At 65.9% G+C, this 15,441-nt stretch carries 11 protein-coding genes; 6 read left to right on the forward strand and 5 right to left on the reverse strand.

Annotated elements, in window-relative coordinates; translation table 11 throughout:
- Positions 1–92: 92 nt before the first annotated feature.
- The 4 genes from JQ616_RS04285 to JQ616_RS04300 all read right to left on the reverse strand — a co-directional run bounded on the left by JQ616_RS04285 (position 93) and on the right by JQ616_RS04300 (position 5,920).
- Complete coding sequence (locus tag JQ616_RS04285; protein WP_212012456.1) at positions 93–2,306, reverse strand: FAD-dependent oxidoreductase; 2,214 nt, start codon at positions 2,304–2,306, stop codon at positions 93–95.
- Positions 2,307–2,325: 19 nt separating this feature from the next.
- Positions 2,326–3,534: an acetyl-CoA C-acetyltransferase gene (locus JQ616_RS04290; protein WP_212012458.1), complete on the reverse strand. Its 1,209-nt coding sequence runs from the start codon at positions 3,532–3,534 to the stop codon at positions 2,326–2,328.
- A gap of 73 nt (positions 3,535–3,607) precedes the next feature.
- Positions 3,608–5,395: an acyl-CoA dehydrogenase C-terminal domain-containing protein gene (locus JQ616_RS04295; protein ID WP_212012460.1), complete on the reverse strand. Its 1,788-nt coding sequence runs from the start codon at positions 5,393–5,395 to the stop codon at positions 3,608–3,610.
- Positions 5,396–5,503: 108 nt separating this feature from the next.
- A complete protein-coding gene (locus JQ616_RS04300; protein ID WP_212012462.1) occupies positions 5,504–5,920 on the reverse strand; it encodes a nuclear transport factor 2 family protein in 417 nt (138 codons plus the stop codon).
- A 160-nt stretch (positions 5,921–6,080) separates the two neighbouring features.
- Between JQ616_RS04300 and JQ616_RS04305 the strand changes: the two genes are divergently transcribed.
- From JQ616_RS04305 to JQ616_RS04325, 5 genes are all read left to right on the forward strand, one after another.
- Positions 6,081–6,668, forward strand: a complete 588-nt coding sequence (locus JQ616_RS04305; protein WP_212012464.1) for a PadR family transcriptional regulator — start codon at positions 6,081–6,083, stop codon at positions 6,666–6,668.
- Positions 6,669–6,944: 276 nt separating this feature from the next.
- On the forward strand, positions 6,945–10,505 hold the full coding sequence (locus tag JQ616_RS04310; protein ID WP_212012466.1) for an SEL1-like repeat protein: 3,561 nt from the start codon (positions 6,945–6,947) through the stop codon (positions 10,503–10,505).
- Between the two features lie 301 nt (positions 10,506–10,806).
- Positions 10,807–11,460 (forward strand): hypothetical protein, encoded by a 654-nt coding sequence (locus JQ616_RS04315; RefSeq protein WP_349629947.1) that lies wholly within the window; start codon positions 10,807–10,809, stop codon positions 11,458–11,460.
- Positions 11,461–11,730: 270 nt separating this feature from the next.
- Entirely contained in the window at positions 11,731–12,660 is a 930-nt protein-coding gene (locus JQ616_RS04320; RefSeq protein WP_212012470.1) for a sulfite exporter TauE/SafE family protein, read from the forward strand.
- The gene (locus JQ616_RS04325; RefSeq protein WP_212012472.1) at positions 12,657–13,439 is read left to right on the forward strand and encodes a TIGR02186 family protein; all 783 of its coding nucleotides are present in this window, start codon (positions 12,657–12,659) and stop codon (positions 13,437–13,439) included. The genes JQ616_RS04320 and JQ616_RS04325 overlap by 4 nt, the downstream gene beginning before the upstream one ends.
- Positions 13,440–13,503: 64 nt before the next feature.
- Here the strand turns inward: JQ616_RS04325 and JQ616_RS04330 are convergent, their stop codons facing one another.
- Positions 13,504–14,808 carry an aspartate aminotransferase family protein gene (locus JQ616_RS04330; protein WP_212012473.1) on the reverse strand — a complete coding sequence of 435 codons (1,305 nt, stop codon included), beginning with the start codon at positions 14,806–14,808 and terminating at the stop codon, positions 13,504–13,506.
- Between the two features lie 143 nt (positions 14,809–14,951).
- On the opposite strand from JQ616_RS04330, the gene JQ616_RS04335 reads away from it, so the two are divergent.
- A complete protein-coding gene (locus JQ616_RS04335) occupies positions 14,952–15,434 on the forward strand; it encodes an Lrp/AsnC family transcriptional regulator (protein WP_212012474.1) in 483 nt (160 codons plus the stop codon).
- The last annotated feature ends 7 nt before the right edge of the window (positions 15,435–15,441 follow it).

The raw sequence follows: 15,441 nt of genomic DNA on the forward strand, positions 1-15,441 counted from the left end.
GACTTTGACCGGCGTGACCGGCGCGCAACAGGATCAAGTCGGATCGATGACCGGCTTGATCCTGTCCGATATGTCCCGGAGCGAGACGGCGCTTACGCCGCCTGCTTCTTCGGCGGGAAACGGCCGTAGAAGGTCTCGCCCTTGGCGGCCATCTCCTCGAGCAGCTTCGGCGGCGTGAAGCGCGAGCCGTACTTCTTCTCGAAGGCATGGCAGAGCGCGACGAAGTTCTTGGTGCCCATGAAGTCGATGTAGGACAGCGCACCGCCGGTGAACGGCGCGAAACCGAAGCCGAGGATCGAGCCGACATCCGCCTCGCGCACGTCGGTGATGACGTGATCCTCGACGGTGCGCGCGGCTTCCACCGCCTGCACCACCAGGAAGCGCTGCTTCAACTCCTCGACGCTGAGCGTATCGGGATCGAGCTGCTTCGGTTGCAGATTGGCCAGGCCCGGCCACAGGCTCTTCTGACCCTTGCCCTTCTCGGGATAGTCGTAGAAGCCCTTGCCGTTCTTGCGGCCGAAGCGGCCCTGCTTCTCGACCATCTCGACCATCAGCTTCTTCTGCGCCTGGTCGATCGCGTTGGGGCCGAGATCGGCCTCGGTCGCCTTGGTGATCTTCAGCCCGAGATCGAGCGCGACCTCGTCCTGCAGCGACAGCGGACCGACCGGCATGCCGGCCATCTTGGCGGTGTTCTCGATCATCGCCGGCGGCACGCCTTCGAGCAGCATCTCGTTTCCCTCGGAGATGTAGCGCATCACGCAGCGGTTGGCGAAGAAGCCCCGGCTGTCGTTCACCACAATGGGCGTCTTGCCGATCGCGCGGACATAGTCGAGCGCGGTCGCGAGCGCGACGTCGCCGGTGTTCTTGCCCAGGATGATCTCGACCAGCATCATCTTCTCGACCGGAGAGAAGAAGTGGATGCCGATGAACTTGCCCTGGTCCTTGAACTCCTCGGCCAGCGAGTTGATCGGCAGGGTCGAGGTGTTGGAAGCGAAGATCGCGCCCGACTTCAGCAGCGGCTGCGCCTTGGCATAGGTGTCGGCCTTGACTTTGCGATCCTCGAACACCGCCTCGATGACGAGATCGCAGTCCGAGATCACATTGTAGTCCGATGTTGCCGAGATGCGCGCGAGGATGGCGTCGGCCGCCTCCTGCTTCATCCGTCCCTTGGCGATCAGCCCGTCGACCACGGTCTTGGCGTGGCCCTTGCCCTTGTCGGCGCTGTCCTGGTCGCGATCGACCAGCACGACGTCGATGCCGGCCTGCGCCGAGACATAGCCGACGCTGGCGCCCATGAAGCCGGCGCCGATCACGGCGAGCTTCTTCACCTTGGTCGGCGGCACATTTGCCGGACGGCGCGCGCCCTTGTTCAGTTCCTGCATCGACAGGAACAGCGAGCGGATCATCGCTGCCGCTTCCTTCGAGCGCAGCACCTTGGTGAAGTAGCGCGACTCCACCCGCAGCGCGGCGTCGATCGGCAACTGCAGGCCTTCATAGACGCAGCTCATGATGGCGCGTGCGGCCGGATAATTGTCGTAGGTCTCGCGGCGATAGATCGCGTTGCCGGCCGGGAACATCTGCATGCCCATCTTGGAGAAGACGGGGCCGCCGGGCAGCTTGAAGCCCTTCTCGTCCCACGGCGCGACCGCCTTGCCGCCGCCCTTGATCCAGTCCTTGGCGGCCTTGATCAGGTCGGCTGCGGGCACCACGGCGTGAATCAGGTTGAGCGCCTTGGCGCGGGTCAGGTTGACCGCCTCGCCCTTGAGCAGCAATTGCATCGCATCCGCCGGCTGCACGAGACGCGGCACGCGCTGGGTGCCGCCGGCGCCGGGGAACAGGCCGACCTTGATCTCGGGCAGGCCGAGCCGGGTCTTCGGGTTCTCTGCCGCGACGCGGTAGTGACAGGCCAGCGTGATCTCGAAGCCGCCGCCGAGCGCGAGCCCGTTGATCGCGGCGACCCACGGCTTGCCCGAGGTCTCGATCGCGCGGAACGACTGCGACATCTGGCGGCTCTGCTCGAACAACATCTGGTTCGCGGCTTCTTCACCCTTCTCCTTGAAGAGCTGCGCGTAGCTGCGGTTCATGCCCTCGAGCATCGAGAGGTCGGCGCCGGCGCAGAACGCCTCCTTGGCCGAGGTGATCACGACGCCCTTGATCGCGGCATCGCTGGTGGTCTGCTTGATGATCTCGCCGATCTCCTGCGTGGAGACCTCGTCGAACACGTTCATCGAACGGCCAGGAATATCCCAGGTGACGAGCGCAATACCGTCGGCGTCGACGTCGAACTTGAAATTCTTGTAAGCCATGTTGCTCGCTCCCCTCGCCTCAGACGCGCTCGATGATGGTGGCCGTGCCCATGCCGCCGCCGATGCACAGCGTCACCAGCGCCGTTTCCTTGTTGGTGCGCTCGAGCTCGTCGAGCACGGTGCCGAGAATCATCGCGCCGGTCGCGCCGAGCGGATGGCCGAGCGCGATCGCGCCGCCATTGACGTTGATCTTGGCATTGTCGATGTCGAACGCCTGGATGTAGCGCAGCACCACCGAGGCGAAGGCTTCGTTGAGCTCGAACAAATCGATGTCCGACTTCTTCATGCCGGAACGCTCGAACAGCTTCTCGGTGACGTCGACCGGGCCGGTCAGCATCATCGCGGGCTCCGAGCCGATATTGGCGAAGGCGCGGATCTTGGCACGCGGCTTCAGCCCGTGCTTGGCACCCGCCTCCTTGCTGCCGAGCAGCACGGCGCCGGCGCCGTCGACGATGCCGGAGGAATTGCCGGCGTGATGCACGTAGTTGACCTTCTCGACCTCGGGATGCGACTGGATCGCCACCGCGTCGAAGCCGGCCATCGCGGCCATCGCTGCGAATGACGGCTGCAGTTGCGCCAGCGACTGCATCGTCGTGGTCGGGCGCATGTGCTCGTCCTTGGCGAGGATGGTCAGGCCGTTGACGTCCTTGACCGGCACCACCGACTTGCTGAAGCGGCCCTCATCCCAGGACTTCGCCGCGCGCTGCTGGCTCTGCACGGCGTAGGCGTCGACATCATCGCGCGAGAAACCGTATTTGGTCGCGATCAGGTCAGCCGAGATGCCCTGCGGCATGAAATAGGCCGGCACCGCCATCGAGGGATCCATCGGCCAGGCGCCGCCGGAGGCGCCGATGCCGACGCGGCTCATCGATTCGGCGCCGCCGCCGATCACGAGCTGATGCTGGCCGGCCATGATCTGGGCCGCGGCGAAGTTCACGGCATCGAGGCCGGAGGCGCAGAAGCGGCTGATCTGCACGCCCGGCACCTTCTGGCCGAGACCGGCATTCAGCGCGGCGAAGCGCGCGATGTCCGAACCGGCCTCGCCGACCGGATCGACCACGCCGAGCACGACGTCGTCGACGGAGTCCTCGGGCAGATTGTTGCGCTCCTTGAGCGACTTCAGCGGCACCGTGGCGAGCGCCAGCGCAGTGACCTCGTGCAGCGCGCCATCGGCCTTGCCGCGGCCGCGCGGGGTACGAACGTGATCGTAGATGTATGCCTCAGGCATGACGCCCTCCTTGATATGAGGATCATAATATATACGAAAGGAAGCACCGCCGAAGTAGCGCGGCGGCGCTTTTTCAGAACGCTTCCGCGGCCAGTTCCATCGTGGTGGCGCTGCCGCTCTGGATCCGCGTCAGATGCACGGCGGTTTCCGGCAGCAGCCTCTCCATGAAGAAGCGGCCGGTCACGAGCTTGGTGGTGAGATAGGGCGTGGCGCCGGCGGCGGCCTTGTCCTGCGCCACCTTGGCCATCTTCGCCCACATGTAGCCGAGCGCGACCAGGCCGAACAATTTCATGTAGTCGGTCGCGGCGGCGCCGGCATTGTCGGGCTTGGTCAGCGCGTTCTGCATCAGCCAGCCGGTGGCCTGCTGCAAATGACCGAGCGCGGTGGAGAGCGGAGTGATGAATGGCTTCATCGCCTCGTCGGCGCCATGCTCCTTGGCGAAGGCTGTCACTTCGCCGAAGAACGCCATTGTCGCGCGGCCGCCATCGCGCGGCAGCTTGCGACCGACAAGGTCGAGCGCCTGGATGCCGTTGGCGCCCTCATAGATCATCGCGATGCGGGCATCGCGCACGAACTGCTCCATGCCATGCTCGGCGATATAGCCGTGGCCACCGAACATTTGCTGCGCCGACACCGTGTTGGCAAAACCGGTATCGGTCAGCACGCCCTTCAACACCGGCGTCATCAGGCCCATGTGATCGTCAGCGGCCTGGCGATCTTTCGGGTCGTTGGAGCGGTGCGCGACGTCGCTCTTCAGCGCGGTCCACACCACCATGGCGCGCGCCGCCTCGTTGAAGGCGCGGATGGTGAGCAGCGTGCGGCGCACGTCGGGATGCACGATGATCGGATCGGCCGGCTTCTCGGGCTCCTTCACGCCGGTCAGCGAACGGCCCTGCAAGCGCTCGCGCGCATAGGCAACCGCGTTCTGATAGGCAACCTCGGACTGCGCGAGGCCCTGCACGGCGACGCCGAGACGGGCCTCGTTCATCATCACGAACATGCCCTGCATGCCCTTGTTCTCTTCGCCGATCAGCCAGCCGGTGGCGTTGTCGTAGTTCATCACACAGGTGGAATTGCCGTGGATGCCCATCTTGTGCTCGATCGAGCCGCAGCTGACGCCGTTGCGCGTACCAAGCGAGCCGTCGGCGTTGACCAGCACCTTCGGCACCACGAATAGCGAGACGCCCTTGATGCCCGCCGGTGCGCCTTCGATGCGCGCCAGCACCAGATGGATGATGTTATCGGCGAGATCGTGCTCACCCGCCGAGATGAAGATCTTGGTGCCCGAGATCTTGAAGCTGCCATCGGCCTGACGCACCGCCTTGGTACGCAGCAGGCCGAGATCGGTGCCGCAATGCGGCTCGGTCAGGTTCATGGTGCCGGTCCACTCGCCGGCGACCATCTTCGGCACATAGGTCTTCTTCTGCTCGGGGGTGCCGTGCACCAGGAGCGCCGCGGTCGCGCCCATGGTCAGGCCGCCATACATCGCGAACGCCATGTTGGCGGAGATCTGGAATTCGTTGACCGCCTGCGAGAGCGTCACCGGCAGGCCCTGGCCGCCGAATTCCGCCGGCGCCGACAGGCCGAGCCAGCCGCCTTCGGCGACCTGCTTGTAGGCGTCCTTGAAGCCCTTCGGGGTGGTGACGCTGCCGTCGTCATTGCGCTTGCAGCCCTCGAGATCACCGACACGATTGAGCGGTTGCAAGACCTCTTCGCTGAGCTTGGCGGCTTCGCCGAGGATCGCCTCGCGCACATCGGCCGACGCATCGGTGAAGCCGGGAAGATTGCCGTAGCGATCGATCTGGAAAACGTCGTTCAACAGGAAGCTGACGTCTTCAACGGGGGCTTTGTAGGTTGGCATGCTGATCTCCCGGCTGGCTCGCGGCCGCATATGCGACCGATGCTGCGCAGCTTGTCCTTGGGTTTGTTGCAGCGGACCTTATCCGGTTCGGGAGGTCCACGGCAGGTCCTAGCGCGACTGTGATTGCGACGTTGCGCCGCTCTGCTTCGTCAACTCCTCGCCCATCATCCGATGCAGCAGGTTGATCGCCTTGAGCGGACGCACCATCACCTTGAAATGCGTGATCCGGCCGTCACCATCAAATGTGATGATGTCGACGCCGTTGAGCTTGATGCCGTCGATCTCGTTCTCGAATTCGAGCACCGCGCCGGTGTCGTTGCGCCACTCGCCGAGATATTTGAAGGTCGGGCCGCCGAGCACCTTGGCGGCGCTGGTCAGATATTTGAAGGTGATGTCGCGGCCGCGCTGCGGGGTGTGCACCACCGGACTTTCGAACACCGCGTCGGGATGCAGCAGATCCCACAACGCGGATGTGTCGTGGGACTTCATGTAGGCGTACCACTTGTCGAGGCCCGGCTTGCTCATTCGGACGTCTCCTGCGGCGGGGTTGTAAGAAGCCTGAACATCGGCGCACGACAAAGCGGTACGCCGATCATCATATGCATATTGACGCATATGCACAGTAACGCATAAAGTCAAGCGAACTTGGGAATGGCCGATTTGGGAACTGAGATGGAGGTGGGCGTTGGCACTCGGTGACGCAATCCTCGCCTGCCTCACGGAACGTCCGATGACGGGCTATGAGCTCGCCAAGACGTTCGACGCCTCGATCGGCTTCTTCTGGAAGGCCGACCATCAGCAGATCTACCGCGAGCTCTCGCGGCTGCGCGACAAGGGCCACGTCCAGGGCCGTGAGGTGGTGCAATCCGGCAAGCCCAACAAGCTGGTCTACACCCTGACGACCGAGGGCCGCGCGGCGCTGAAGCACTGGGCGGCCCGGCCGAGCGTTCCGCCCTCGATCAAGGACGATTTGCTGGTCCGGCTCTATGCGCTCGACTGCGTCGACATCGAGCCGCTGCGCACCGACCTGATGGCGCGGCTGGAACATCACCGCGACCGCTATGAGCGCTACGAGCGCCTGCTCAACAAGCGCTTTCCCGACGGCACCGCGCCGCCGGCCGATGTCGGCAAGATGCTCGGCTTGCGCATCGGCATGCGCCACGAGCGCGTCGTGGTCGAATGGTGCGAGGAGGCGCTCGACGCGATCTCGGCGATCTCCGGTCGCGGCAATGTACTGCCGCTCGACGACGGCAGGCGCGAAGGCAACGGCTAGAAACAATCGCAAGCCCAGCTTTTGCGCGCCGTGACGCGGCGCGGAATCCGCTTTGCCCGACAACGATAGGCCTGTCCTGATCCGGCGCAACAGGTTCCGCAATTCCCTAACTTTAAAGCCCGCCAGCCGCATTCCTTAACCCGTTATTTACCGTGACGGGAAAAAGTCAGCAGCTGAAGCAGACGACCAGCGCAGAATTCGATTGTCTCTTAACGGGAATGCGCGGGGAGGCTGCGGGCGCAGAGTATGGCGCCGGAGTCGGGACCGGACGGAATCATGAATTCGCGCGTATCGTGGAGTGTTGACGGCATCGATCCCTCCGTCCGCGACAGGGCCGAGGCGGCTGCGCGCCGCGCCGGCATGTCGCTCAACGACTGGCTCAATTCCACCGTCGGCGAACCCAGCCCACCGGATTACCGGATGGAGCAGCGGCAGCCGATGCCGAGCCGGGAAAGCCGCGAGGTCGCCGACATCCACCAGCGGCTCGACGCGATCACCCGCCAGATCGAGCAGATTGCAAAACCATTGACGCGCGCCGAAGCCGTGCGCGCCGAAGTGCCGCGCGGCCAGCCTGCCGTCGCACGGCAGCTGAACGACGCGATTTCGCGCCTCGATGCGCGGCTGTCGCAAATCTCGCGACCGCAGCCGGCGCGCGAACCGCAGCCCCAACCGCAGCCGATGCGTGAACCGCAGACGCAGCGCGAGCCGCAGATCACCGACCGGCAACTGGAGGAGAGGCTGCGCCAGGCGGAAGCGGTCGAGCGCGCCGCAGCCCAGGTCTACCGCCCCTCGCCGCCGCTGAGCCCGGCGTCGTTCGATTCCGCGATCGCGGAAATCGCCGCGCGCCAGAATGAACTCGACGGACCCGCTGCACGCCAGATGCCGCCGCGCAGCGCACCGCCGATGCAGCAGCCGGCGCCGCCGATGGCCGCCTATGCGCCGCCGCCGGCTCCCGCCGGTCCGGACTTCTCCTCGCTCGAGCGTCATCTGCTCAAGATCACGAGCCAGATCGAGGCGCTGCAGCGGCCCGACCATATCGAGCAATCGATCGCGTCGTTCCGCAGCGAGCTTGCTGAAATCCGCCAGGCCATCACCGAGGCGATGCCGCGCCGGGCGATCGAATCAATCGAGAACGAGATCCGCTCGCTGCATCACCGGATCGACGAGCTCCGTCAGGACGGCAGCAACAGCCAGGGTCAGGCGATTACCGGCATCGAACGCGCGCTGTCGGAAATCCGCGAGGCGCTGCGCACGCTGACGCCCGCCGAGCAGCTCACCGGCTACGACGAGGCGATCCGCAATCTCGGCGCCAAGCTCGACATGATCCTGCGCGCCAACGACGATCCGTCGACGGTGCATCAGCTCGAGAGCGCGATCGCGGCACTGCGCGCCATCGTCTCCAACGTCGCCTCCAACGATGCGCTGCTGCAGCTCTCCGGGGACGTGCATGCGCTGTCGACCAAGGTCGACCAGCTGTCCCAGATGTCGCGCGCCGAGCCGCGCGACGATGCTTTCGCCGTGATCGAGCAGCGCATTGCCGCGCTGGCCTCCTCGCTTGAAGGCCGCGAGCGGCCGGCCGGCACCGACAATACCGACGCCATCGAAAGCGCGGTGCGCACCCTGTCGGAGCGGATCGACCGCCTGCAGGTCGGCAACGACAGCTCGTCGGCATTCACCCATCTCGAGCAGCGCGTCTCGTATCTGCTCGAGCGCCTGGAATCTACGGATCAGCGCTCCAGCAATCTCGGCCGGGTCGAGGAAGGGCTGCATGACATCATGCGGCACCTCGAGGCGCAGCACGCCCACATCGCTTCGCTCGCCGACGCCGCCCGCAGCAACGTCAGCTCCTCCTCGCCGCAGCCGATGATGGACAGCGGCATCGTCGATCTGGTGAAGCGCGAACTGTCCGACATCCGCTTCAGCCAGTCGGAGACCGATCGCCGCACCCAGGATTCGCTGGAGACCGTTCACAACACGCTCGGCCATGTGGTCGATCGGCTGGCGATGATCGAGACCGATCTGCGCACGGTGCGCACCGCACCGCCGCCGGCGCCGCCCGCCCCTCCATATGCCGAACCGCGGATCGAAGCGCCGCGGATGGAGATGCCGCGTGCGGCGATGCCTCAGCCCGTCGCGCAGCCGAGAGCTGAATCGTACCAGCCTGAACCGTACCGGCCCGAACTGCCCAATCCTGCGCTGGCGCAGGAGCATTTCATATCCGCGCCGCGCGAATTCCACGCCGCGCAGCCGGTCGAGACCGCACCACCGCCGCTGCCGCCGCGCGCGATCAGCGAGATCCTCGAACCGCATGCGGCGTCCGCACGCGCCGCGATCGCGCCGGAACTGCCGCCGGATCATCCGCTCGAGCCGGGCACGCGCCCCTCGGGCCGCGGGTCGTCGCCGTCGGAGCGGATTGCGGATTCCGAGCGTGCGATCTCTGATCTTCCCGCCGGCAAGAAAGAGCCGGTCTCGACGTCGAGCTTCATCGCCGCGGCGCGCCGTGCCGCGCAGGCCGCCGCCGAGCAACCGGTCAACGAGAAGGCGGCGCGCGCAGCGAACAAGGCCGCCGCCAAGGCCAAGGAGAAAGCCGACAAGGCCGCGAAGGCCGCTGCCGCCAAGGCCGGCGCAGCCGCGACCGGCGCTTCGGCGACTGGCGCGCCGGAAGCACAGCCTTCGACCATCACCTCCAAGATCCGCTCGCTGCTGGTCGGCGCGAGCGTGGTGGTGATCCTGCTGTCGACCGCCAAGATGGCGATGAACCTGCTCGACACCAGCTCCGCACCGCAGGCGCCGGCAATCGAGCACAGCGAGCCGGCCGCGCCTTCCGCGCAGCCGCCCGCCGAGAACTCCATCGCGCCCGCCCCCGCGCCGGCTATGCCGTCCGGCACGCCCGGGCCGTCGATGACCTCGCCGACCCCGCTCGGCCGCCAGTCCAACAACACCGCGGCGCCGAACACGCTCGACAGCGCGCAGGTGACGATCCCTCAGGCGCCCGCCCCCGCCATGGCGCCGGAGCCGGCCGCAGCGCCACCGGTCGCCGCCAGTAGCGACATCACCGGCACGATTCCAACCGCGCCGCCGCTCGGCGGCAAGCTCGGTTTGGTCCAGATTCCGGCCGGCGAGAAACTGCCCGACGCGATCGGCGGCCCGGCGCTGCGCACCGCCGCAATCAAGGGCGATGCGGCCGCGGCCTACGAGGTCGGCGTCCGCTTCGCCGAGGGCAAGGGCGTTGCCGCCAACGTCGACGAAGCCGCCAAATGGTATGGCCGCGCGGCGCAGGCCGGCGTGGTGCCCGCGATGTTCCGGCTCGGCACCTTCTACGAGAAGGGCCTCAGCGTGAAACGCGATTTCGACGTGGCGCGGCGCTACTACGTGCAGGCGGCCGAGCGCGGCAACGCCAAGGCGATGCATAATCTTGCCGTGCTCGACGCCGATGGCGGCGGCAAGGGCGCCGACTACAAGAGCGCCGCGCAGTGGTTCCGCAAGGCGGCCGATCGCGGCGTCGCCGACAGCCAGGTCAACCTCGGCATCCTCTATGCGCGCGGCATCGGCGTCGAACAGAACCTCGCCGAGTCCTTCAAATGGTTCAGCCTCGCGGCCGCGCAGGGCGACGCCGACGCCGGCCACAAGCGCGACGACATCGCCAAGCGGCTCGACCCGCAGTCGCTGGCCGCCGCGAAGCTTGCGATCCAGACCTTCACTCCCGAGCCGCAGCCGAGCGATGCGGTCAACGTGCCGACCCCGGCCGGCGGCTGGGACGGCGCCCCCGTGCAGCCTGCGGCGGCGAAGCCCGTCAAGCAACCGTCGAAGCGAACCGCGGCGCTCGCCGCACACTAACGTCACTTATTTGAGACCAGCTGCGGCGCCTTGACGGCGCCGCTGTCTTGTCCCTCCACCCCTCCGCCGTGTAGACAGGCGCGCAGTCCCGCGCCAATTGCGCACGCGTTCCGGAGGGTCAGGCTTGTCTGTCGACGATCGTCAGGAGGATAGAGCGGGCCACCGTTCGTCGCCGACCGGTCCCCGCGTCGCGCCGCCGCGGCAGCAACCTTCCCCGTTTGGCGCACCTCGCCAGGCTCCGCAGCCAGTCGCACCCAGCGCCACCAATTCGGGTGGCGTCTTCAGACCCTCGATCTGGTCGGTGACCATCTTCGTCCTGCTGTTATCAGGCGTCGCGATCCGCGCCTACCGCGAGCTTTCGGAGCCGGGCGCCTGGGATTTCTGGCGCGAGAGCTATGTCGCCGCGACCATGACATCGTCGGTCATTCCCGGTGTCGTCATCGACGGATCGAAACGGCGTGCGCTTGCAATCAGTGGCAGGATCGGCTCGGCCAGCGCAACCTGGTTCCGCGACCGGCTCGACGAAGCACGATTGTCACCGGATGATGTCGTGCTGCTGTCGTCGCCGGGCGGCGCGATGGATCAGGCTGCCATCATGGGTGAAGTCATTCGTGCCCGCCGGCTCGTCACCGCGGTGGCGACATCAGATGCATCGGGAAAATTGCGCGCCGCCGGCTGCGCCAGCGCCTGCGTTCTGGTCTATGCCGGCGGCGAAACCCGTTATGGCATCGCAGGCTCCAGGCTGGGCGTGCATCGCTTTACCATGAGCAAGCCAGGCGACGATCCCGTGGCCGAAGCTCAGCGCTCGCAGGGTATCGTGCTCAGTTACATGAGAAAGATGGGTATCTCGTCCCGAATCGTCGAGGCGATGTCGCAGACCTCGGACATCCGCTGGCTGGGCACGAAAGAGGCGCTTGCGATGAACCTCATCACCACGCCGGTCGACCAGCCCTGATCAGCCGTCGCCGCTGTCATTAATCTGAATTATCAACCACGTGCGCAGCAGAGCGGCACCCTGCGGCGAAAAATGCCACCCGGAGCGGATTCTTTAGTCCCTCCCCTCACCGATTTCGGTTATGCAAGAACGCGGCAATCGACCCGCGTTCGCCTGCATCTTGCGCGCCGACCGGATTCGTTCAGCCGGAGAATGCCCGACCCGAACGACATCACGCCGTGATGCGGCCTTGCGCCCCAGCATGCGGCGAACCGACAAGAAGCGACGCGCGTGCAGCTCTACCTCCCGATCGCCGACATTCCGGTCAATGTCTTCCTCATCCTGGCGATGGGCGCGGCGGTTGGATTCGTCTCCGGCATGTTCGGGATCGGTGGCGGCTTCCTGATGACGCCGCTGCTGATCTTCGTCGGCATCGCGCCCGCGGTCGCGGTGGCCTCCGTTGCCAGCCACATCGCGGCCTCTTCGTTCTCCGGCGCGATCTCCTATTGGCGCCGGCGCGCGATCGACCCGCTGCTGGCGGCGGTGCTGCTGGTCGGCGGCACGCTCGGCACTGCGCTCGGGGTCTGGACCTTCACCTTGCTGCGCTCGCTCGGCCAGCTCGACCTGATGATCGCGCTGTCCTACGTCATCCTGCTGACGACGGTCGGCGGGCTGATGTTCTGGGAAGGCCTGCGCGCGATGCTGCGCGCCCGCGGCGGACGCCCGGTCACGCTGCGCAAGCCCGGCAGCCACGGCTGGATCCACGGGCTGCCGCTGAAGCTGCGCTTCAAGCGCTCCAAGATCTACCTCTCGGTCATCCCGGTGGTCGTGGTCGGGCTCGTGATCGGCTTCATCGGCGCTGTGATGGGCATCGGCGGCGGCTTCATCCTGGTGCCGCTGATGATCTATGTGCTGCGGGTGCCGACCTCGACCGTGATCGGCACCTCGATGGTGCTCACCCTCGTCACCATGGTGTTCGCCACCATGCTGCACGCCGTAACCAATCATCTGGTCGACGCCGTGCTGGCGCTGATCCTGATGATCGGCGGCGTCACCGGCGCACAGTTCGGCGCCCGTGCCGGCCAGAGGATCCGCGGCGAGCATCTGCGCCTCTTGCTCGGCCTGCTCGTGCTCGCGGTCGGCATCCGCTTTGCCGTCGAGCTGGTGATCCGACCGCAGGACCTCTACAGCATCCGCGAAACCGGCGGAGCCCCGCCATGAGGCTCTGCGCGCCGCTTGCGATCATCGGCCTCATCATCGTCACCTTGGCGGCGGCGCCGGCCTCTGCCGAACGGTTGATCGTGTCGGTCTCCAACCATCGCGTCACCGTGACGCCGAACTATTCCGGCGGCGAGCTCGTGCTGTTCGGCTCGGTGGAGAAGGACGACAAGACGCCGTCCAATCGCACGAACTACGATCTCGTCGTCACGGTATCGGGCCCGCGCGCCGACATGGTGACGCGGCGCAAGGAGCGCAGATTCGGGATCTGGATCAACACCGATTCACGCCAATTCCTGCAAGTCCCCGGCTATCTCGCATTGTTCTCCAATCGCCCGTTCGACCAGATCGCCTCGCCGGACGTGCAGCGGCGCCAACAGCTCGGGCTCAACAACGTGCTGCTGATGCAGCGGGTCGGTCCCGACTTCGCCGACGTGGTGCCGAACGATCCGTTCCGCAGCGCCTTCGTCCGGCTGCGCTCCGAACACGGCCTGTACCGCGAGGCGACCTCGGCGGTGACGTTCCTGACGCCGACCTTGTTCCGCACCGGCATTCCGCTGCCGGCCGAGGTGCCGATCGGCACCTACAATGTCGAGATCAAGCTGTTTTCCGAGGGCGCGCTGGTCACCAAGACCGAGAGCGCGTTCGAGATCGTCAAGATCGGCTTCGAGCAGTTCGTCGCCACCACCGCGCGGCAGAACGGCCTGGTCTACGGCCTCGTCACCGCCTTCATGGCGCTGATGACCGGCTGGATGGCCTCAATCGTGTTCCGCAAGGATTGATCTAGCGCTTTATTTTGACGCGTTTTCTTCACGCGAACCGGTGTCCACTTCGCTCGAAAACGCTCTAGCCCTTCTGCAATGCGCTTTCGAACGCGTCGCCGAGGATCGAGAGGCCAAGATCGATCTCGCCATCGCTGATCGTCAGCGGCGGGGCGATGCGGAACACGCTGCCCATGCCGGGCAATTGCACGATGTTGGTGCTCAGTCCGAGCTCCATACAGCGCTGCGACACACGCGTCCCGAGCGCCTCGTCAGGCTCCTTGCTGAAGCGGTCGCGCACGATCTCGATCCCCTGCATCAATCCCCTGCCGCGGACGTCGCCGATGCATTCGAACCGGTTCTGCAGCGCCAGCAGCCCATCCCTCAGCCGTGCCCCCGCGATCCCGGCACGCGCGACCAATCGGTCGCGCAGGATGATCTCGATCACCTTGAGCCCGACCGCGGCCGGCATCGGGTCCGACACATGCGTGGTGTAGAACAGGAAGCCGCGTTCGTGACAGCGCTCCTCGATCTCGGCTGACGTGATGACCGCGGCCAAAGGCAGGCCGGCGCCGAGCGTCTTCGACAGGGTCAGGATATCTGGCACGACGCCATCGCGCTCGAAGGCAAATATGGCGCCGGTTCGGCCGAGCCCCGTCTGCGCCTCGTCGACGATCAGCAGCATGCCGCGCGCGCGGCACAGCTCTTTCAATTCGGCAAGGTAACCCTCCGGCAGATCGATCAGCCCGCCGGAACTCAGGATCGGTTCGGCGATCATGCAGGCCAGCGAGCCGGTCGATTGGCGATCAATCAGATCGAAGGCGTAGGCCAGCTCGGCCCGCCAGTCGGCGGCATTGCCGAAGCGCGGGCGATAGGGATTCGGCACCGGGATCGCGAGCGAGCCAACCGGCGCCGGACCATAACCCTTGCGGCCGGCCGAATAGGTCGCGCCCGCCGCGCCCGAGGTCATGCCGTGCCAGGACTGCGCGAAGGCGACGGTCTCGAAGCCGCCGGTGAAGAGCTTGGCCATCTTGATGGCCGCCTCGTTCGACTCAGCCCCCGTGCTCAACAGCATGACGCGATCAAGCCCCGGCGGCAGCAGCTCCGCGAGCTGTTCGGCCAGCGCGACCACCGGGCGCGTCAGCATGCCGCTGAACAGATGGTCGAGCCGCTCGGCATGTTCGCTGACGGTCCGGACGATCTCCGGGTGACCGTGGCCGAGCACGGCGCTCATCTGTCCGGAGGTGAAGTCCAGGATCGCACGGCCGTCGGCGTCATAGACGAAGGATCCGGAAGCACGCTCGATGATGACGGGCGCGAACGTCCCGCCATAGCGAATGAGGTGTCGCCGCGCACGATCCCAAAAGGATTTGTCGTGATTCCCGCTCATGCCTGTTCCTTGCCTTGCCGCCGTGGCCAGAGACCCTCGCGGGGCATCTTATGCGCCTGCTTCAGCAATGACATTGCGATTTGAGATGCATTTCGCCCCCTCTTCTGCAATCAATTGCGCAAAAGGCAGAAAGCGCGAAAGAAATGGGAACCACGATCGTGATCGATGAGCTGGACCGGAAAATCCTCGACGTGCTGCAGGTCGAGGGGCGCATCACCAATCTCGAGCTGGCCGACCGGATCGGCCTGTCGTCCGCCCCCTGCATGAGGCGGGTCCGGACGCTGGAGGAGGCCGGCGTCATCAACTCCTATGTGGCGCTGGTGGACCCTGCGCGGGTCGGTCTCGGGTTCGACGTGATCGTCGAAGTCCGCCTCAAGCAACAGAACAGGGAATCCTTCGATCGCTTCGAGAAGAAGGTGACCGGCCTTCCCGAGGTCGTTGAGTGCTGCATGATTGCGGGCGATTGGGACTATTCGCTCCGGGTCGTGTCGTCCGACCTGGCGCGCTATCAATCCTTCATCCTCGACCGCCTGATGCACCCGGACAGCGACATCGCGAGCTATCGCACGACCATCATCCTGCGAAAGGTCAAATCGACCACCAAGATCGACAGCTCGCTGTTCTGATCGCGAG

This window comes from Bradyrhizobium tropiciagri, from assembly GCF_018130545.1.
Taxonomy (GTDB): domain Bacteria; phylum Pseudomonadota; class Alphaproteobacteria; order Rhizobiales; family Xanthobacteraceae; genus Bradyrhizobium; species Bradyrhizobium tropiciagri_A.

What these genes read in the sequence shown, in the direction of transcription:
- JQ616_RS04285 (WP_212012456.1), bottom strand. Translation starts at nt 2,306, where the DNA reads ATGGCTTACAAGAATTTCAAGTTCGACGTCGACGCCGACGGTATTGCG.
- JQ616_RS04290 (WP_212012458.1), bottom strand. Translation starts at nt 3,534, where the DNA reads ATGCCTGAGGCATACATCTACGATCACGTTCGTACCCCGCGCGGCCGC.
- JQ616_RS04295 (WP_212012460.1), bottom strand. Translation starts at nt 5,395, where the DNA reads ATGCCAACCTACAAAGCCCCCGTTGAAGACGTCAGCTTCCTGTTGAAC.
- JQ616_RS04300 (WP_212012462.1), bottom strand. Translation starts at nt 5,920, where the DNA reads ATGAGCAAGCCGGGCCTCGACAAGTGGTACGCCTACATGAAGTCCCAC.
- JQ616_RS04310 (WP_212012466.1), top strand. Translation starts at nt 6,945, where the DNA reads ATGAATTCGCGCGTATCGTGGAGTGTTGACGGCATCGATCCCTCCGTC.
- JQ616_RS04325 (WP_212012472.1), top strand. Translation starts at nt 12,657, where the DNA reads ATGAGGCTCTGCGCGCCGCTTGCGATCATCGGCCTCATCATCGTCACC.
- JQ616_RS04330 (WP_212012473.1), bottom strand. Translation starts at nt 14,808, where the DNA reads ATGAGCGGGAATCACGACAAATCCTTTTGGGATCGTGCGCGGCGACAC.
- JQ616_RS04335 (WP_212012474.1), top strand. Translation starts at nt 14,952, where the DNA reads ATGGGAACCACGATCGTGATCGATGAGCTGGACCGGAAAATCCTCGAC.